General features: G+C 59.6%; 17 protein-coding genes. 4 read left to right on the top strand and 13 right to left on the bottom strand.

Annotated features, from left to right (window positions below; translation table 11 throughout):
- Nucleotides 1-35: 35 nt before the first annotated feature.
- The 4 genes from BLR31_RS18100 to BLR31_RS18085 all read right to left on the bottom strand — a co-directional run bounded on the left by BLR31_RS18100 (nt 36) and on the right by BLR31_RS18085 (nt 3,457).
- Nucleotides 36-1,088, bottom strand: coding sequence for a septal ring lytic transglycosylase RlpA family protein (locus BLR31_RS18100; RefSeq protein ID WP_090598622.1), 1,053 nt, complete (start codon nt 1,086-1,088; stop codon nt 36-38).
- A 112-nt stretch (nt 1,089-1,200) separates the two neighbouring features.
- Nucleotides 1,201-1,929: a 5-oxoprolinase subunit PxpA gene (locus tag BLR31_RS18095; RefSeq protein WP_090598619.1), complete on the bottom strand. Its 729-nt coding sequence runs from the start codon at nt 1,927-1,929 to the stop codon at nt 1,201-1,203.
- Nucleotides 1,926-2,828, bottom strand: a complete 903-nt coding sequence (locus BLR31_RS18090) for a 5-oxoprolinase subunit C family protein (protein WP_176762748.1) — start codon at nt 2,826-2,828, stop codon at nt 1,926-1,928. Before BLR31_RS18090 ends, BLR31_RS18095 begins: the two co-directional genes overlap by 4 nt.
- The gene (locus tag BLR31_RS18085) at nt 2,828-3,457 is read right to left on the bottom strand and encodes a 5-oxoprolinase subunit B family protein (protein ID WP_176762747.1); all 630 of its coding nucleotides are present in this window, start codon (nt 3,455-3,457) and stop codon (nt 2,828-2,830) included. The genes BLR31_RS18090 and BLR31_RS18085 overlap by 1 nt, the downstream gene beginning before the upstream one ends.
- A 137-nt stretch (nt 3,458-3,594) precedes the next feature.
- Here BLR31_RS18085 and BLR31_RS18080 point away from each other — a divergent pair, with 137 nt between their 5' ends.
- On the top strand, nt 3,595-3,804 hold the full coding sequence (locus BLR31_RS18080) for a hypothetical protein (protein ID WP_090598610.1): 210 nt from the start codon (nt 3,595-3,597) through the stop codon (nt 3,802-3,804).
- A gap of 75 nt (nt 3,805-3,879) precedes the next feature.
- Nucleotides 3,880-4,113: a hypothetical protein gene (locus BLR31_RS18075; RefSeq protein ID WP_090598606.1), complete on the top strand. Its 234-nt coding sequence runs from the start codon at nt 3,880-3,882 to the stop codon at nt 4,111-4,113.
- Nucleotides 4,114-4,735: 622 nt separating this feature from the next.
- Here the strand turns inward: BLR31_RS18075 and BLR31_RS18065 are convergent.
- The 9 genes from BLR31_RS18065 to BLR31_RS18025 form a co-directional block, all read right to left on the bottom strand.
- Entirely contained in the window at nt 4,736-6,820 is a 2,085-nt protein-coding gene (locus tag BLR31_RS18065; RefSeq protein WP_090598599.1) for an ATP-dependent helicase, read from the bottom strand.
- A 77-nt stretch (nt 6,821-6,897) separates the two neighbouring features.
- Nucleotides 6,898-8,061, bottom strand: coding sequence for a M20 aminoacylase family protein (locus BLR31_RS18060; protein ID WP_090598596.1), 1,164 nt, complete (start codon nt 8,059-8,061; stop codon nt 6,898-6,900).
- Nucleotides 8,062-8,068: 7 nt separating this feature from the next.
- Nucleotides 8,069-9,049: an ABC transporter ATP-binding protein gene (locus tag BLR31_RS18055; RefSeq protein ID WP_090598675.1), complete on the bottom strand. Its 981-nt coding sequence runs from the start codon at nt 9,047-9,049 to the stop codon at nt 8,069-8,071.
- On the bottom strand, nt 9,046-10,068 hold the full coding sequence (locus BLR31_RS18050) for an ABC transporter ATP-binding protein (protein WP_090598671.1): 1,023 nt from the start codon (nt 10,066-10,068) through the stop codon (nt 9,046-9,048). Before BLR31_RS18050 ends, BLR31_RS18055 begins: the two co-directional genes overlap by 4 nt.
- Nucleotides 10,069-10,072: 4 nt before the next feature.
- Nucleotides 10,073-11,074 carry an ABC transporter permease gene (locus BLR31_RS18045; RefSeq protein ID WP_090598595.1) on the bottom strand — a complete coding sequence of 334 codons (1,002 nt, stop codon included), beginning with the start codon at nt 11,072-11,074 and terminating at the stop codon, nt 10,073-10,075.
- Between the two features lie 10 nt (nt 11,075-11,084).
- Entirely contained in the window at nt 11,085-11,930 is an 846-nt protein-coding gene (locus tag BLR31_RS18040; RefSeq protein WP_090598666.1) for an ABC transporter permease, read from the bottom strand.
- Nucleotides 11,931-11,998: 68 nt separating this feature from the next.
- Nucleotides 11,999-13,723 (bottom strand): hydantoinase B/oxoprolinase family protein, encoded by a 1,725-nt coding sequence (locus BLR31_RS18035; protein WP_244505131.1) that lies wholly within the window; start codon nt 13,721-13,723, stop codon nt 11,999-12,001.
- Between the two features lies 1 nt (nt 13,724).
- The gene (locus tag BLR31_RS18030; RefSeq protein WP_090598591.1) at nt 13,725-15,746 is read right to left on the bottom strand and encodes a hydantoinase/oxoprolinase family protein; all 2,022 of its coding nucleotides are present in this window, start codon (nt 15,744-15,746) and stop codon (nt 13,725-13,727) included.
- A 22-nt stretch (nt 15,747-15,768) separates the two neighbouring features.
- Nucleotides 15,769-17,355, bottom strand: coding sequence for an ABC transporter substrate-binding protein (locus BLR31_RS18025; protein WP_090598587.1), 1,587 nt, complete (start codon nt 17,353-17,355; stop codon nt 15,769-15,771).
- A 330-nt stretch (nt 17,356-17,685) separates the two neighbouring features.
- On the opposite strand from BLR31_RS18025, the gene BLR31_RS18020 reads away from it, so the two are divergent.
- Nucleotides 17,686-18,693: an Ldh family oxidoreductase gene (locus BLR31_RS18020; RefSeq protein WP_090598583.1), complete on the top strand. Its 1,008-nt coding sequence runs from the start codon at nt 17,686-17,688 to the stop codon at nt 18,691-18,693.
- Between the two features lie 33 nt (nt 18,694-18,726).
- Nucleotides 18,727-19,350, top strand: coding sequence for a helix-turn-helix domain-containing protein (locus tag BLR31_RS18015; protein ID WP_090598580.1), 624 nt, complete (start codon nt 18,727-18,729; stop codon nt 19,348-19,350).
- Nucleotides 19,351-19,712: the final 362 nt, after the last annotated feature.

Here is a 19,712-nt window from a genome sequence, read left to right as displayed (position 1 = left end):
GCGGCAGAAGTGGATTTCACTTCGCCGCATGCTTCCTATTCATACGAAATCGGTGCTTCCAAGCCAAGGGAAGTCGCGAGATTGGAGACGTCTGTGTCGGTCACACCTTCGCGAAGATGGCGAAGCATAAGATGGGTCAGGACCTGATCGCCCTGGGTGATCGTAGACGTCTCGACGGCCCCGAGGAGTGCGAAAGCAGAACCGATGTCCTGCGCGCGGTCTCCATCTGAAAAACTTCCGATCTGCATGTCGACCGGCGTGCCATTGAGCTCCGTTTCAATCGTGAGCGATGCAGGATCGGCGTAGGACAGGACTTGGAACGGTATATTTTGAGGGACCGATGACGCGGAGTTGGCGGCATCAAGCGCCGTAGGGCGCGTCGGAGCTGAAGGGGTAGCCACGGGGGCTGGGGTCGCATCGGCGATCTGCGTTGGCTGATAGGCCATGCGCGTACCGGGATTATTGATTTCCCATTGCGTCAACTGGTTGATCGACGAGACGAGGAATCGGGTGTCATCGCCTTCAAGCGGCGCCGGACCGATATATTGCACGCGCACATTGGCGGTGCCGGCCTGCTGATATCCCAGGACTTCGGCGGTGCGACGGGAAAGATCGATCACACGTGAGTTCGAGAACGGACCGCGGTCGTTGACGCGGACGATTGTCGTCGCGCCATTATCGAGATTGGTAACGCGGACATAGGAGGGCAGCGGCAGTGTGGGGTGCGCGCCAGAGAGATGGTATTGGTCGAAAATCTCGCCATTTGCGGTAAGGCGACCGTGGAATGCGGGACCATACCAGGACGCCCGCCCCGTCTGGTTGAGGTCAGGCTGTTCGCGCGGGACGAAACGGATGCCAGCAACCGTATAGGGCTGGCCGAGCTGGTAGCGCCCGCCGCCCTTCGGCACGTTGCGCGATGTGGTGACACGCGGTGAGGCTTTTACGCCCATTGAAGATTCAGAGAAAAATTCATTGCCTGCGAACAGGTCTGCCGCGCCGCATCCGGCGAGAAGAACTGCGGACGTCGAAGCTGCGCCGATGGCAGCAACAAGGGAGCGGCGGCGCGCCGGTACGGTGTTCAAGCTCATACAATCTGACCCAATACATACAGAGATTGTCGAAGCGCTTGCGCGTCGAACCCTTCAAAAACCATAGCGAGGTTTAGGTTCTGTTAAAGCTGATGCAATCGGCTCAGCGCGATCAGCCCTTCATATGCCCTGCCCCGACAAGCGCATTCTTTATGGCGCGGGCGAGGTCGACGACGCCGGGCGTGTCGCCATGGACGCAAATCGAGCGGGCCGAGGTGGTGATCACTGTGCCATCGAGCGTTTCGATTTCGCCGCGTTCTGCCAGCCGCAGGCAGCGCGCGACGACGATTTCAGGATCGTCTATTACACTGCCAGGCAGGCTTCGGGCGGCGAGGAGGCCATCTTCAGTGTAGGCTCTGTCGGCATAAGCTTCAGGGATTATCGAGAGGTCGAGCGCTTCGGCGGCACGCTCCTGTGCCGAGCCTGCAAGCACCATGATGGCCATGTGCGGCCAGTGCTCGGCGGTTGCGGCGAAGATGGCAAAGGCGAGCTCCTCGTCTTCGGCAGCCATGTTGGCCAGCGCGCCGTGGAGCTTGAGATAGGCGACGGCACCGCCTTCGTCGCGCGTCATGGCGTCGAGAGCTGCGACTTGCTGGACCACCTGGCTGACAATCGCATGAACTGGCAGAGCGAGCCTTTTGCGTCCGAAATTTTCCCTGTCGACAAATGCCGGGTGGGCCCCGATGCGCACGTCGCGGGCGACGGCGGCACGGATGGCCGCGCGCATCGTTGTCGCATCGCCGGCATGGCCGCCACATGCAATGGACGCGCTGGTGACGATATCGAGCATGGCATGATCATCGGCGACGCCTTCGCCAAGGTCAGCATTGAGATCGATCATGATAGAGCTCTCGCGATGCCGTGTGCATGGTCGACAGAGACCGGCGTAAAGCGTACCGGTCGTCCCGGTCTGATCTGGGAAAACGCATCACGGTCCGCATCAATTATCGTCGCTATGCGGGGGTAACCGCCCGTCGGCTGGTGGTCTGCCATCAGGACGATCGGCGTTCCATCGCCCAGAATCTGGATATCCCCGGCGACCACAGCGTCCGATACCAGACCCAGGATCGTCGCATCGGTGAAGATGCCTTCCGGATCGGTGAGGCGGAAGCCCATGCGGTCGATGCTTGGCGAAATGACAAAGCGCGTTTCGCAAAACGTCATCCGAAGATCAAGCGGGAACTGATCTGCGTGAATGCCCCAGATGAAACGGATGGGGCCGTTCTCGTGTGATGATCCCGTCGCGTCGCTGGGTATGGTGCCTGCGGGGAGGTCTTTCAGGCGCAACTCATCTCCCGCCGTCAAAGCGCGGCCGCTGAGGCCGCCCAGGCCAACCACGGCATTGGTGGACCGGCTGCCCAGGACCGGCGGGACATCTATCTCTGCGTCAAGACGGAGATAGCCAAAATTTCCCGAGGATCCGGGTTTTATCGAGAGGACGTCGCCGTCAGAGACTTCCGCGTCGGTCGGCCATTCGAGCGTGCGTCCGTTCAGGCGGGCGGCAAACGAACCACCGGCCAGCCCTATCATTCGCGGCGCGCCGGAATAGACTATGTCGAGCCCGAGGGGCCCAAATTCGATGGCGGCGCCGCAATGGCGACCGGTTACCGCCTCGGCCTCGCGAAAGCTCGTTCTGTCCATTGGCCCGGAGGGGCCGATACCGTGCGCGAGCATGCCAAAGCGGCCGATATCCTGGATTGTGGTGAGCGGGCTGGCGCGGGTGATGGCGATGGAACTCATCATGCGCTCACCAGAGAGACCGTATCACCGGCACGCATGAAGGTGGGCGGATTTTCATCTGGGTCGAAATTGAGCATGTGCGTTCGACCGATCACCGACCAGCCGGTCGGGATCGGAGTTGCGGCGATCGCGGTTTGACCGGCGGCGAATAGGACACTGCCGGCTGGGACCTGCGCCCGCACCGTCGACCGACGCGGAATGATGAGCGCCGGGGCGTGGAGGCCGCAATAGACAAACCCGGGGGCGAAGCCGACGGCGAGTACGGTCAGGCGGTCGGCCTGATGGGCAGACACGAAGGCTTCGGGTGTCATGCCCAACTGGTCTGCGACGGGTTCGAAATCCGGGCCGCCGGTGCCACCGTAGAAGATCGGCACGGAATGGTGCCTTGCGGTCGAGGGTGCTGGAATTTGAGCATTGGCGAGAAGGCCGATTTCGGCGGCCAGTCTGGCATAGGTCGTTTCCGACGGATCGTAGCGGACGAGAACAGAAATGAGGTTTGGTGCGATTTCCAAAACGCCTGTCGGGGGCGCGTCGAGGAGGCGCGCGGCCAGCTCGGTGGCGGCTCGATTGGTCGCAGCATCCAGAACCGTGCCATAGCGCACGAGGAGCGCGCGATCGCCCAATGGCATGAGCATCGGTCTTGGTTCTGGTGCGGCGCTCACGTCATCCCCGAAGCTTTCGTGCGATCCATCTGACCATGGCGGTATTGGGCTTGTCTTGCAAAGGCAATCGAAACACGACACCATGGCAAGCGGAGGGTCACGGCATGCAGAATAATCGCATTTTTTTCATCACCGCAGGTCTTGTCGTTGCGGTGCTGCTGCTGGTCGCGCTGGGACCTTCCGTTACAGAGTTCGGCATAGTTATGCTGGGCGGCGCGCTGGCAGTGGCCGTAGTGATGTTCTTTATCACCCGTCGGCGGTATCAGCGCATGAGCGAGAGCGAAAAGCAGGATCGGGAGCCCCCTACCCTCTGACGATCGTGCGATTTTGATTAAACTCGGTTCACGCGCATTTGCCGCTGATACTGATTTTCAGCGCACAATGGCGGGATGGATAACGGACTTTACTCGCGCCCCCAAAGCGGACAATCGGTTTGCGGTCAGGCCCACGCGGTGCTCGACAACCTTTCGCGCACGCAGGACCTGCCCAACACGTTGAGTCTCTCGATCGAGGAAATTCTCGAGCGTGCGTGGGAGATCGCATATCGCCGCCAAGCCGAGCGGCGCGAGGGCAATGTCATCGCGCTTTCGATTTCCAGGCCCGATGGTCAAGATGTCCGATGACCGCTCGCGCGGTTTTGCGGTGACAGGATCTTGCAGCGTAGCTATAGCTTGGCGAAAATCGGTTCAGGGTTTTTGCCATGAAAATTGTTGTAGCGATTGGGATTGTGACCGTTTTGGCGGCCTGTGGCTCAGCGCCCCGCTATTCCGCAGATTCGGATGTCCGGCAAAAGCTCACCGTCGAATGCACCGCAAGTAACGTCCTGCTCAGTGGCTGCAAGACGGAGCATGAGATCGCGCTCGTCACGACCCTGACGCCAGACAATCGACCAATGCCATCAGTCGAAGACCTGCGTGCGCAAGCGCCGGCACCAGAAACATATTGATTGGAAAGAGTGGGCGGGGTCGCCGATCCGCAACTACCGACGACCCACTTTCACGAAGGGTGGCCCTCCTTCGCCCAAAGCCTTAATAAATCGTTAACGTGGCGGCAGTTGGGCGACAAAGCGGCAGAGGCTGCATTTACCCTAAATTTTGAGGGGGGCAGCACACGTTGCGGCGAAAGCGCTGCCCAACCGACACAGTCGATCATCGATGGTCGAACCATCGAACCCAAGTACAATACGCGTTGGGCGGCCACAGAGTTTCATTCTTTTAGATTTGGGCCGTGGTCGTACGCCTGTCGCTACCACATGCTGCGCATCTTGGCGGCGACGTCCACACGCGTCGGCTGCGATGGCACAAGATCCGCACGCACCGGCGTGACGGGTGGCCAGAGCAGATCTTCGAACAAATGCGTCATTGACCGCGGAATGAAGCGGGTGCGCTGGGCGTAGAGATGCCTGTCTCCATGACGAGATTGCTGGGTGACGTAGAATTTTTGCGGCACGAGCAGATGCAGTTCGTCTTTGGCACGGGTCATAGCGACGTAGAGCAGCCTTCGCTCTTCTTCGAGTTCCTCGGTGGTTCCTGCACCGAGGTCGGAGGGAATGCATCCATCGACCACGTTGAGGACATGCACCGATTTCCACTCCTGGCCCTTGGCGGAGTGGATGGTGGACAAAATGAGATAGTCCTCGTCCCGCAGTGGAACGCCGGGCTGGTCGCTGGTGGCATCGGGGGGATCGAGGGTGAGCTCAGTCAGGAAGCGATCCCGGCTCGAATAACCGCTCGCGATTTGTTCGAGCTGGATGATGTCGGCAGTGCGGATATGGGCGTCTTCATACCCCGCCTCAAGCAGGGGCTCGTACCATTGGCGGACATAAGAGAGTTCGAGCGGCCAGGAGATTTCCCGCACCGACAACCGACCAAACAGCGTGACGAGATCGGTCCAGTGCTGGCCCGCTTTTGCAGGCGGCGGCACTTCGGAGAGAGCCCAAGCCGGGTCCGAGCTGGTGTCCAGAGCATCAAGGACCCTGCCTGCCGTGCCCGGGCCGATGCCCGGCATCAGCTGCAGTACCCGAAACCCGGCCACGCGATCGCGCGGGTTTTCCACCCAGCGCAACACCGACAGCATGTCCTTAATGTGGGCTGCATCGAGAAACTTCAGTCCACCAAACTTCACGAAGGGAATGTCGCGGCGCGTCAGCTCGATCTCGAGCGGACCCGAATGGCTCGAGGTGCGGAACAACACGGCTTGCTCTTTGAGTGGCGTTCCGGCCTCGCGCGCTTCAAGGATCGAGGTGGCGATGTAGCCGACCTGATCGGCGCCATCTCTGACGGTGACCAATTGGGGTTTGGCTGCAGACTGGCGTTCCGACCACAAATTCTTGGTGAAGCGCTCGGATGCCTGTTCGATGACGGCGTTGGCCGCGGCGAGGATCGGCTGGGTCGAGCGGTAGTTGCGATCCAGGGTGACGATTTCGGCCGGTGGTGAGAACGCAGCGGGGAAATCGAGAATATTGCGGACGGTCGCGGCCCGAAACGAATAGATCGACTGGGCATCGTCGCCGACCACCGTCATCCCCTGCCCGTTCGGACGCAAGGCCAAAAGGATCGCGGACTGGAGTCTGTTGGTGTCCTGATATTCATCCACAAGGATATGATCGAACTGGTTGGACACTGCCTGGGCGATTGCCGACTCATCCATCATGGCGGCCCAGTAGAGTAGCAGATCATCGTAGTCGAGAACGTTCTGGGCTTGCTTGGCTGCGACATAGGCACCGAACAAGGTCCTGAGTTCAGCACCCCACATCGCGCACCACGGGAATGTCTTTTCAAGCACCTCGTCGAGATCGGCCTGGGCATTGACGACGCGCGAATATATGGCCAGGCACGTGCCCTTGGTGGGAAACCGCGAGGCGGTTTCGCTGAGCTTGAGTTCGTGACGCACGAGGTTCATCAGATCGGCGGCATCTTCGCGGTCATGGATGGTGAACGCGGGATCGAGCCCGATCTGGTGTGCATGTTCGCGCAACAGCCGCGCGCCGATCCCATGGAACGTCCCCGCCCAGGTCAGCGCATCGGTCACGGCGCCAGACCCAACGCCCAGAACACGCGCGGCGATGCGTTCTACGCGTCGGCTCATCTCGGTCGCGGCACGGCGTGAAAAGGTCAACAAAAGCATGCGCCGGGGATCGGCGCCATTGACCATCAGATGGGCTACGCGATGCGCCAAAGTGTTGGTCTTGCCGGATCCAGCGCCAGCTATCACCAGAAGCGGTCCGGGTGCAGAGGCCCCTACTCCATGCTCGACCGCCTTTCGCTGATTGATGTTCAGCGCATCGAGATAGGTCGTGTCGGTGGCGGCGAATCGATCAGTGGAAAGCATGGGCCAACAGAACCGCATTCCCGTTTTGTTCGCAAGCCACAACCTCGATCTCGATAGACGAGGAACCGGCGAACTTCTTATCGGGATCTGGTCGCTGTTTCCGCAAGCTTTACGAGATAGCTCACTCCAGCTGGGATGATAGCATCGTTGAAATCGTATGTGTCGGTGTGCAGCCCCGACGTTTCGCCATTGCCGATAAAGACATACGCGCCCGGCCTGCGTTCAAGCATGAAGGCGAAGTCCTCGCCGCCCATCATCGGCACCATCTGCGGATTTACCTTTTCCGGCCCTACGATCTCGGCTGCGATGCCGCATGCGAATGCGGTGCTTTCAGCGTCATTGACTGTAACCGGATACATGCGACGAAAGTCCAGCTCTGCGCTTGCGCCAAACGCCAAGGCGATGTTGGTCACGATCGCGTTCATTTTGCCTTCGACCAGGTCGCGCACCTTCGGGTCCAAGGTGCGCACCGTGCCCGATAGATGGGCCGCTGGTGCGATGACGTTGTAGGCGCTGCCCGCCTCCATACGCGTGACCGATATCACTGCGGACGCCAAGGGATCAGTGTTCCGAGCGACGATCGACTGCAGAGCTGTGATCATATGGCCAGCAACAAGAATAGGGTCGATCGCCTCGTGCGGCCACGCTGCATGACCGCCCTTGGCGGATATTGCGATGTCGAATTCGTCGGCCGAGGCCATGATGGCGCCGGGGCATGTCGCGAAGTGGCCCTCGGGCAAGCCCGGGAGATTGTGCATGCCGAACACGGTTTCGATCCCGAAGCGTTCGAACAGTCCATCCTCGGCCATCGCCAGCCCACCTGCCCCGCCCTCTTCGGCGGGCTGGAAGATGACGACGATTCTGCCATCGAAATTGCGGGTTTCAGCCAGATATTTGGCCGCTCCCAACAGCATGGCGCTGTGCCCGTCATGGCCGCAGGCATGCATCAGCCCCGGTGTACGGCTTGCATGATCTAAGTTGGTGGCTTCGTGGATGGGCAAGGCATCCATATCGGCGCGCAGTCCTATGGTGCGGCCGCCCGGTCTCCCAGAAATTATGCCGACCACTCCCGTACGGCCGATGCCGGTCACAACCTCATCGACGCCGAAGCTTTCGAGCAGGCGCGTAATTTTTTCCGCCGTGCTATGGACGTCATAGAGAAGCTCGGGGTTCGCATGGAAATCGCGGCGCCAGGCGGTGATGTCCCCGTGCATGTCGACGATCGAATTGATGATTGGCATGTTGACCTCAGAGGATATCGTCGCGGATACAGGCTTTGAGATGCCCGGGGGCAATTTCGCGCAATGGGGGAACGATCTGGGCGCACTCCGGCAAAGCGTAGCGACAGCGCGTGCGCAATACGCAGCCCGATGGCGGATTGATGGGGCTGGGGATGTCGCCTTCGAGCACGATGCGTTTGCCCTCGCGGTCCGGATCAGGCACCGGTGCCGCAGACAGCAGTGCCTCGGTGTAAGGATGCTTGGGCGCTGCATAGAGCCGCTCGCGCGGTGCGATTTCCATGATGCGGCCGAGATACATCACGATCACACGATCACAGAAGTGCTCGACCACGGACAGGTCATGGGCGATGAACAGGATCGTCAGCCCCAGCTGCTCTTTGAGATCCTGAAGCAGATTGAGCACTTGCGCCTGCACCGAGACATCGAGCGCGGATACCGGTTCGTCCGCTACGATAAAGCCAGGAGAAACGGCCAGGGCCCGCGCGATACCGATCCGCTGGCGCTGCCCGCCGGAAAATTCGTGCGGGAAGCGCTGAGCGGCTTCGGCAGAAAGGCCAACAAGGCCCAATAGCCGGGAAACTTCGGCCCGCCGCTCTGCCGGCGTGCCAATGCCGTGGATTTCCATGCCTTCGGCGATTAGTTCTCCGACTTTGCTACGCGGGTTGAGGCTGGCAAAAGGATCCTGAAAAACCATCTGGATCTTGCGCCTGAACGCCATCATCTGGCGACGCGGGAGATGGGCGATATCGGTTCCGTCGTAAACGATCTGTCCTGCTGTAGGATCGGTGAGGCGCATAATGGTGCGCCCGATCGTGGTTTTACCGGACCCGGATTCGCCAACCAACCCTACCACTTCGCCGCGCCCGACCGAAAAGCTCACATCCTCGACGGCGTGCACGAATTTTTTCTGCCGTGAAAATGGCTTGGCCTTAACCGGGAACCGCTTGGTGAGGCCACGAACGTCAAGCAATGGGATCGGCGCGCTCATTTGCTCACCTCCGGCCAGCGTATACATCGCGCGCCATGATTTTCGCCTACGGGAAAGAGTGGTGGGGGCGCTTTTTGGCATTCGTCGATCGCGAGCGGGCAGCGCGGCGCAAAACGGCAACCATGCGGCAACGCAACGGGATCGGGGGGCGCTCCACCTATGGTGTCGAGTTTTCGCGATGCCATCGGGTTGCTTGAACTGCCCGGCGTTGGAATGGATTTGAGCAAACCGACGGTATAGGGATGGCGCGGCGCGGAGAAAATCGCCCGGACCGGCCCCTCCTCCACCACCTGACCTGCGTACATCACCGCTACGCGGTCGGCGATTTCGGCGACGACCCCGAGATTGTGCGTAATGAACAGGACCGACATGCCGATCTCTTTTTGCAGACGGCGAATGAGATTGAGAATTTGGGCCTGGATAGTCACATCGAGGGCAGTGGTGGGTTCGTCGGCGATCAAGAGCGCCGGCCGGCACGATAGCGCGATTGCGATCATCACGCGCTGGCGCATGCCGCCGGAGAGCTGGTGGGGGAAGTCGTCAACGCGGCTTTCAGGGGCCGGAATGCCCACCAGCCGTAGCATCTCGATGGCTTTTTCCCGAGCTTCAGCGCGGGAAACCTTTTGGTGAAGGCGCACCGCTTCAATGATCTGATCGCCGATGGACCACACGGGATCAAGGCTGGTCATTGGCTCCTGAAAGATCATGGCGATATCGTTGCCACGTACCCGGCGCATGGATTTTTCATCGAGGTTGCGAATATCAATGGCGGGCTGACCCGGCTTGTTGAGGCGGATCACACCGTCATCGATGCTTCCTCCACCTCGAGCGACGAGTCGCATTATCGATAGTGAGGTGACGCTTTTGCCTGACCCGGATTCTCCGACGACGCCGAGGGTGGTTCCGGCCGGGATGACAAACGATACGTCATCAACGCTCTTTACGATGCCGCGGGAGGTTTTGAAGGACGTCTTGAGGCCCTCGACTTCAAGCAGCGGTGTAGCGGAGGTCGTCGTCATGGCCTCAACTCCTGCGAACGCGTGGATCGACGTAGCCATAGAGGATGTCGACCAGCAGATTGACGCCGATATAGATTATGGCGCTGAGCATGATGAAAGCCTGCACGACCGCGTAGTCCTGGCGCAGAATGCCGTCGATCACGAGTGTGCCGATGCCCGGCCAGACGAAAATGCGCTCAACCAGCACGCTGCCGCCGAGCAATTGGGCGAGGATAAGTCCGCCCGCTGTCAGCGTAGGCAGGAATGCATTGGGCAGGATGTGCTGGAAATGGGTAGAGACCGGCGCAACGCCTTTTGCATGGAGGACGGTGACGAAAGGCTCGTTGACGATGTCGAGCAGATTGGCGCGCAAGAGGCGTACCAGATAACCGAATGGGCCGAGCGCAAGGGCCAGCGCCGGAAGCGCCAAGTGGTGTAAGGCTGTGGCGAAGCCGGAAAAATTGCCTGCGATGAGATAATCGATGGTGAAAAGGCCGGTATGGACCGACCCTGGAGCAGGTCCACGGCCTACGGGACCTGGAAACCAGCCGAGCTGTTCGAAGAATACCATCAAGAACAACAGTGCCAGCCAGAATGGTGGAACGCCGACGCTGATGAAACTCAAAAGACGCAGGAGCCTGTCGAGCCATTTGGACGCGAGGAAACTGACGAGAACAGTCACGAAGACTGCGCCGATAAAGGCGAACAGAAAGGCATAGAGCGCGAGTTCGGCGCTCGCAGGCAGGCGCTGGACGATTTGAGAGAGCACCGGCTGCCCGGCGCTGTAAGAAAAACCCCAATCGCCGGCGAAAAACGAGACGATGTAATCGAAGTATTGAACGAAGAGAGGTTTATCCAGTCCCAGCTGGGAGGTGACCTGCGCGATGACTTCGTCATTCGCGAAAGGTCCTGCGATCAGGCGGGCCGGATTGGTGGGCACTGCACGAAGGATAACAAAGGCGAGTATCGATGCGCCGAAAATCGTGATGATTGCCGATCCGATGCGCGCCAGCAGAAAGTTGATCATGGTCTTTCTCCTAGAGCGACAGACGGGCGCCGGATTTGGGGTCGTAGATATCGCGCAGACGGTCGGCGATGAGATTGGCCGAGACCGCCAGCATGAAGATGCCGAGGCCGGGGAAAAAGCCGAGCCACCATTGGCCCGTCAGCGCATAGGCCAGCCCCTCGGTAATCATCGTGCCCCATTCAGGGGTCGGTGGCTGGATGCCGAGGCCCACGAAGCCCAGTGCAGCAAGCGTCAGGATGGAGAAGCTGAAGACGGACGACGCCTGGATGAAGATCGTCGAGGTGGTCTGGGGAAGGATGTGGAGCCTTATGAGACGGAAGCTCGAGGCTCCGAGCGCCTGGGCGGATTCCACGTACATAAGTGTGCGCAGTCGCAGCACCTCGCTACGCAGCAAGCGGAAATACCAAGGGATGGCGGCGAGGATCACGCCAAGAGCTGCAGAGACAATTCCCGGCCCCAGGCCGATGGCGACGGCCATAGCCAAAATGAGGGGCGGAAAGGCGAGGATGGCGTCCATTGTCCGTGAGACGATCGTATCGAACCAGCCGCCAACGAGACCGGCCAATAGACCAAGTGTTCCTCCGATAAGCGTTCCGGCTATCGTGACGCCGATCGCAACCCCGATGGAAACCTGCGCACCCTGGATAAAGCGGGCGAACACGTCGCGACCGACATCGTCGGTCCCCATCGGGTGTTCGAGGCTGGGTGGCAAGAGCGAGCCGAGGATATCGACCCGCAACGGATCGACCGGCCACAGCAATCTCCCAAAGACCGCGATGAATATGATGATGGCGAACATTACAACGCCCACCATCAGCTCTCGATCATGTTTCAAATGTGCTAGAAGACGTTGCACCAAATTCTTCCTGTCATCGCTTAGGCTGAAGGGTGGCGCCAAACCGTCCGGCGCCACCCCAAATCGTCTCAGGCAAATGCGTGAGGGTAATGCTCGCGGGCGTAATCCTCGGAAATGTATCCGTCTTCGAGATCGCGCTGGACCATCTCGACTGGCCGCTCGCTTGGCTCGCCATAGCCGCCGCCACCGCCGGTCTTCATTTGAAGCACGGCACCTTTGGGCATGTGGAAATGGGTCGATTTGGCGATCGAGTGCACTTCGCCATCCGGCATTTCGGCATAGCAGTTGTTGGGCCGTGCTTCCTTGCCGCCGAGCAGACCCCAGGGCGCGTTGAGCGAGCGCTCAAACACCGTGGTAATCAGCGTATCCTCGGTCATGCGGATATCGAGATTGAGGCCAGGTCCACCTCGCCATTTGCCTGGGCCGACGGAATCCTTGGCCAAGGCGAGCTGTTCGATGATCCAGGGGTTGCGGTGTTCCCAGACTTCGGCCGGCGTGAACCGGGTGGCCGACTCGGCGATATGGAGCATGGTGCCACCATCGCCGCCATCCCAGGCGCCCTGCCCCGTGGGCAACGGCGTGCCGTCGGCCCAGGGTTCGCGGGTTTCTTCCCGCTGGCCCCACGCGACGAGCGAACAGATACACCCACCCGATTGAGCGGGAACGGCCTTCGGCATTGCACTTGCGACGGCATTGTAGATGACTTCGATGGCCTGAAGGCCGGGCCAGCCGTAAATGAACGATGGCGCAGGCGGCAGCGGATCAAACATCGATCCGGGCCGGGTGATGACCTTCAGGGCTCGGAAATGGCCCTCATGGGGGGCTTCGCCATAGCCCGCGAGCATTGTGATGGCGACGCGGCTCGCCGAGATGGTGGTCGGGAGAGGCGAATTGGTGGGACCAACCTGCTCGTCTGGGACGCCCGAAAAATCAAGTACAACGTCGGAGCCTTTGACTTCGAGCACGATCTCGAACGGTATGCGGTCCTTGGTGACGCCGTTATTGTCCATTTCGCCCCTGCCGACGTATCGGCCGTCGGGGATTTTTTCGAAATAGGACCTCACGATCCGCTCGCCATGATCGAACATGTCATCGACCGCGGACGCAAAGGTTTCGAGCCCGAAGCGCTCGACCACTTCGAGGAGGGATTTGACCCCTACCCGGCATCCCGTAACCTGAGCGTCGAGATCGCCGCGCACCATATGGGGCACGCGCGTATTGGCCATGATCATGCGGAAGATATCCTCGTTGAGGACCCCTTCCTTGTAAATCTTGACCCCGGGGAAGATGACGCCTTCCTGGAACACGTCGGTCGTATCGGTGCAGTATGGATCCTTGGCTCCGATATCGAGCCAATGGCCCTTGATAGCAGTGTAACCGATCAGTTCTTCGTCGTTGAAGAACACGGGCATGATGATGACCATGTCCTGGGGATGAGATCCGGTTCCGAACGGCCAGTTGTAGATCAGCGCATCGCCGGGCTTGAGGGTCTCGGTGCCGCCGTTGGCCTTGACAGCCTCGATGATGCAGAAGGACAGAGTGCCCATGAACATCGGGAGTGAGGGCGCCTGGGACAAAAGCCGGACGTCCTTGTCGTAGATGGCCACGGCGAAATCGAGTACCTCATAAATGATAGGTGAAAACGACGTCCGGATCAGCGCCCGCTTCATCTGGTTGGCCGCCGAATTCAGCGCGTGACGGATCACTTCGGTGGTGATCGGGTCGGCCTTGTTTTCAGTCTTGCGACCAAACATGCCCGCATTATGGACGACGGGTTCGTGTCTCTTTGCCATTTCAGTGTGTCCGTTCCAGAATGATCTCGCCCGCTTGACCGTTCGAGATGGTCCATTGGACGTCGACGTAAGTCGTCGTCGTCTCTTCGGTGATGATTGCAGGGCCTCTGACCTTGCCCGAAATCCGTCCGCGGGGGATGACCCTGAACGGGACACGCGCGCCGGTCTCGAATGAATAGACATCCATTACGCGGTCGTCCTGGCCGTCCGAGCGCTTGGGCGTGTAGCTCAACTCGCGGCGGGGCAGCAGAACGGTCGTGCTCGCGCGGACCGAGACCAGTTCCACGTCCTGGTTCATCGTACCGCCGAAGGTACGCGCATATTCGCTGACGAACCGGTCGAGAATGACCTCTTCGGTCTCGGTGACCTCGCCCTCGCTGATGTCGACCTCGATCGAAAGCGTGTGCTCCTGACCCTTGTAGCGAAGGTCGAGGCGCGCGGATTTGACGGCGTCGCCAGCGTGCGCCGCACTGCGTTCGGTGAGGGTGGCAAAGAGTTCGCTGAGGACGCCGTTTACGACATCTAGCGCGCCCGGGACAAAATCGATAACGCGAGTACGTGCGGTCGATTGCACCATGTCGGCGCCCAAGAGGCCCCATGCCGAGAAATTCCCGGCCAGCGGCGGAATGACTACATGGTTCATCTCAAGCTCGTCGGCCAAAAGCGTGCCCATAAGCGGCCCTGCGCCGCCGAATGGCACAAGCGTGATCGTCCGTGGATCGAGGCCCTGATCGAGCGAAATTTCGCGCATGGCATTGGCCATGGCTGCGGACGAAATACGCATTACACCGGCAGCGGTGGCCTCTACATCCTGCTCGATATGGGTGCCGACCGCTTCAAGAGCGACGCGCGCCTTTTCGATGTCGAGGTGGATACCAGACGCGAGATCACCCGGCCCGAGCATGCCCAACCAGGCAGCCGCATCGGTCATTGCAGGCTCCGTGCCGCCCTTGCCGTAGCAGGCCGGACCGGGAACCGCGCCAGCAGAGCGCGGTCCGACCCGCATCAGCCCGCCCGGATCGATATGGGCAATCGACCCACCACCCGAGCCGATCGAACGTACATCGACCCAAGGGCTCTGGATGGGCATATTGTCGATCATGCCCTCAAAAAGGACCTGCGGCTTTCCGTCGATGACCAATGCGGTGTCAAAGCTGGTGCCGCCGACGTCGGCAGTGACGAGAGCCTTGATGCCAAGCATCTTGGCGAGTTCGCTGGCACCCTGCGCTCCGCCGACCGGGCCGGACATAATGGTTTCAAATGGACGGTCTTCCGCTTCAGCAAATGTCATCGATCCCGAGCCCGAACGGGTGATCAGGGATGTTCCCGTAAAACCGAGTTCACGCAGGCGACCGTCAAGGCGGCGCAGGTAGTTCGACATCCGACCGCGTACGAAGGCGTCAATGCAGGTTGTCGATGTGCGCTCATACTCGCGGTATTCGCCGGAAATCTTGTGCGAGAGTGAAATGCCGCCTTCGAACCCTTCACCCCGCAGGAGGCTTTCGACAGCCAGTTCGTGTTCCGGATTTGCGTAGGAGTTGATGAGGCTTACAGCGATTGCATCGACGCCTTCGGCGATGAGTTTCTGTGCCGCGGCCTTGACGGTTTCCACGTCCAGCGGACGATATTCCGAGCCGTTGCCGAGCATACGTCCGTCAACTTCGAGCCGGAGCCTACGTGGCACGAGAGGTTCGGTCTGTTTCCAGAACAGATTGTACATCTCAGCCCGGTCGCCGCGACGAATCTCAAGGACGTCGCGGAAACCTGTGGTTGTGATGAGCCCTACTCTCGCACCTCGACGCTCCAAAAGAGCGTTGAGGCCGACGGTGGTGCCATGGAGAAAGAACTCGGCTTCCTCGATGATATTTTGGGGTACGTGCTGAGTGATCGCATCGACCACCCCTTCTTCGGGCGCCGAAGGTACTGTTGGTACCTTTCCTTCGACCGTCTCGCCCGTCCGCTCGTCGAAATAGACGAGATCGGTAAACGTGCCGCCAATATCGACACCAATACGCGTTGCCATTCGTTCTTTCTCCTGGAAGAGTCTATTTTGCCCAGTACCGGTAGTCGGGCAGCGGCGAGAACGTGAACTCAGTCACGGCGTCGCTCAGAACCACGACGGGCTGATCCTCAAAGAAGAGAATCTTGGGATATTCAGCCCGCCAGATTTCGGTCACCTGATCCATAATGCCCTGGCGCTCCGCCTCGTCGGACGACGCGCGCAACTGGTCGACGAGTTCATCGACCTCGGGATTGCAGTACTCGGTGAGGTTGTTGGAGTTGTCGCAGATCACGTCGTAACCCCAATAGTAACCGACCTCGAAAACACCGGGACCATCGAGCCGCATGAGCGATTGCACTGCGTGACTTTGCGAGAGGTCCTGGAATTCAGCCGCAGGGGCGACGCGAATGTTGAGATTGATGCCCAGATCGGCCCATGTGCTCTGCAGGATCGTTGCGAGCTGTTGTTGGGTCGCGTCGCCTTCCTGGATCATCACCTCGACATCGACCGGAGTGGCGACCCCGCTCTCGGCGATCAATTCCCTGGCCCGATCCAGATCAAACGGGATGGGCTGGCTCAACTCAGCGTTGAACCCAGGCAAGCTCGGAGGAATTGGCCCGTAATAGAGCGTGCCGTAACCGTAGGCCACGCGCTCGACGATGTCCTCGTAGGGCACAGCATGGGCTACCGCCTCGCGGAACACGGGGTTATCCCACGGCGCCTTGGTGTTGGGGAGCATCATCTGCTGCACGAAAGGGTTGGTATAGGCGATAGCGCGCGTGCCAGAGTTGTCTGCGAGCGTCGTCACCGCCTGCTTTGCAAGACCGAAAGTAATGTCCGCCTGCCCGGTGCGAGCCTGAAGCAAAAGTGTAGGCGCAGCCGTGATCCAGTTGACGTTGATGGCCTCGGAAGCTGGCGCATCTCCCGCAAACTCGGGATTTGCGACCATGCGGGCACTCTGGTTGGCAGTGTAGGATTCAAGGAGAAATGGACCGGACTCAGTCACGTTGGCAGCCATAAATTCGTTTGGCTGGCCGGCCACTACCCCGCCATTGGCTTCAACAACCGACGGATCGACGATCGACGCCGCATGCGTTGCCAGATCGCCCAGCATGTTGCCATTGGGCTTGTTGAGCGTGATGGCGACGGTGAGCGGGTCAATGACCTCGATCGCCTCAATGATCACGGGATCGATGTGACCATCAGTCAGGAAGAAACGCCCACAACCTGCCATATCGAGCACGCGCTGAAACGAATAGCGCACTGCCTCTGCGTCGACCGGATTGCCGCTCGCAAACGTATATCCGTCCTTGAGGTGGAAGGTGTAGACCAGCCCGTCGTCACTTATGTCCCAGGACTCGGCGAGATAAGGTTCAGTTGTGGCGAAATCGACGACCCGAGTGCCGTCGGGGCCTTCGGCCGTCCCATACTGGACCAGCCGGACGTAGAAGTTCTGAATGAAGCTGATTTCCTGCAGCCCACATGCCCAGGCAGGATCTAGTGTGCTCGGCGCCACGGCGCTGTTGACGATGAGATCTGAGTCCTGCGCGAAGGCAGGGCCAGCGAATGCAACGAGTGACGACAGAAGTGCCGCTGCGAACGGTAAGCGATAGGTGTTTCGGATGCGCATTCTCGAATGTCCTTTCGACACACGGGCGTCATTCGTTGACCGGCGTATTTCTACGCTGCGCACTTTCAACGCCCCTGAAAAGTGCGCCTAAAGGAAACTATATTTCCGATAGTACATGCCAACAATGCGCTGTCAATCGCGCATTTGACATTCTTTTGGCATTGGTGCGCAGTGCTGAAATCCTAGGCATTCTGCCTAGTATGTGGCGCATTGCGGATTTTTAGGATGTGAGCGGGACGCAAAGGCTGCGTGAAACTGCGCTTGCAGCCTAGCGCAAAATCAAATTATATTTCTTATAGGAAACAACTTGTCCTTGCGTCGGAGCCCTCTGTGTCTGTCACCATTTCCTATGAAGAGCTAGAGGCGCTTCTCGAGACAATCTTCTTGCGTCACGGCACGCGAGCGGGTGTTGCGGAGCTTCTCGCGGCAAACTGCGCTACGTGTGAGCGCGACGGTGCGCTGAGCCATGGCATCTTCCGCATGCGCGGCTATGTGGATTCGCTCGCAACAGGTTGGGTCGATGGATCGGCTGTGCCTGTTATCGAGGACGCGGCGCCTTCCTTTTGTCGCGTGGATGCGCGCAATGGCTTCGCTCAGCCGGCACTAGCGATGGCGCGCGAACTTGCGATGCAAAAGGCCCGCACGACAGGCGTTGCGGTCCTCGCGATTCGCAATTCACATCATCTCAGCGCGCTGTGGCCTGACGTGGAGCCGTTTGCTCAGGACGGTTTGATTGCCCTCAGCGTGGTCAACAGTTTCGCCTGCACTGTGCCGTTCGACGGGACGAGCGCGGTATTTGGTACCAATCCGATAGCATTTGCCGCTCCTGTCGAAGATGCCGATCCGATCGTTTTCGATCTTGCCACTTCGGCCATGGCGAATGGTGACGTGCAGATCGCTGCGCGCGCGGGAAAGGCGCTTCCGCCTCACTCAGGGGTTGATAGCGAGGGGCAGCCCACCATAGATGCGAGAGCCGTATTGGATGGGGGTGCATTGCTTACATTCGGCGGATACAAGGGCTCATCGATATCGATGATGGTGGAACTCCTCGGCGCGGCTCTCACCGGTGGGCACTTCTCGTTTGAGTTTGATTGGTCTGGGCACAAGGGCGCGCAGACCCCTCACACGGGCCAGCTTATTCTCCTCATCGATCCCTCTTACGCTGCCGGAAACCCCTTTGGGTTGCGCGCGCAGACCCTAATTGCGACTATGCAGGCTGCTGGGGTTTCCCGCCTTCCTGGACAGCGCCGCGCGGAAACTCGCGCTTTGGCCGCTCAGAATGGCATACCCATTAACGCTGAAGACCTTGCAGGTCTTAAGGCATTAGCAATAGCGTGACCGCTCAAGAAACCGAATAGAACGGCGACAGCCATGAACCAGCCCCTTGCTCCGGCGCAGACCAACCGCACCCAGCGCCGTTCTCAGCATTCGATTGCAGAGACGCTGCGCCATTTACGGCAAAGCCGCGGACTGACGCTCAACGAATTGGCCCGCCTCTGTGCGCTGGCGCCGTCCACGCTTTCAAAGATCGAGAATGGTCAGATGTCCCCGACATACGACACCATTTTGAGTCTTGCGGAGGGTCTCGCCGTCGATGTGGCAGATCTTTTCTCAGAGCGTCAGACCGCGGCAGTGAGTGGCCGGCGCACGGTTACGCGCGCGGGAGATGGCGTTCAACACAATACGCGCCAGTATGACTATCAGCTTCTCTGCACGGACCTGGCCAACAAGCAGTTCGTGCCGCTGCGCGCGACGATCAAGGCGAACACTGTCCAGAGCTTTGACGGTATGCTTTCCCACCCTGGAGAAGAATTCGTGTATGTGCTTTCAGGCACGATCGAGCTTCACACCCAGTTTTATGCACCTACCCGGCTCTCGGCGGGTGACAGTTGCTATTTCGACAGCACGATGGAACACGCCCTCATCAAGGCTTCCGAAGAGGATGCCGAGGTGCTTTGGATATGCTCGCGGGTCGTCGAGCCATTAAAAAGCTGACATTTCGGTTGATCGGTCGTTTTACTGACGATGTCAGCAAGACCCGGACTACCGAGACTTTTAAGGCCGTTTGGAAATTATCGGGAAAATGGCGGGGGGAACGGACCTGTCGTCGAACCTTCTATTTCTTTTCATAGCCGCAGACTACTCGGCCTGATGCAAGTGTTGCGGGAATTGTCTAACATTTGGCGAATGTGGAGGGACAACGGAGCTTGGACGCATCCGAGCGAGTCAAAACCCATGGGCCCCGCTTCGTCGTTGGTGCAATGTATCAATCTGGGGTAGCCTCCACGCTGCTAGCAGGTGAGGCGCCATGTGACGCCTGGAGCTCCTTTTCGAGTTATCACTTATGCCAGCAAGTC

This window comes from Pelagibacterium luteolum, from assembly GCF_900100665.1.
Lineage (GTDB): Bacteria > Pseudomonadota > Alphaproteobacteria > Rhizobiales > Devosiaceae > Pelagibacterium > Pelagibacterium luteolum.
This window is presented reverse-complemented; position numbering and strand designations above follow the sequence as displayed.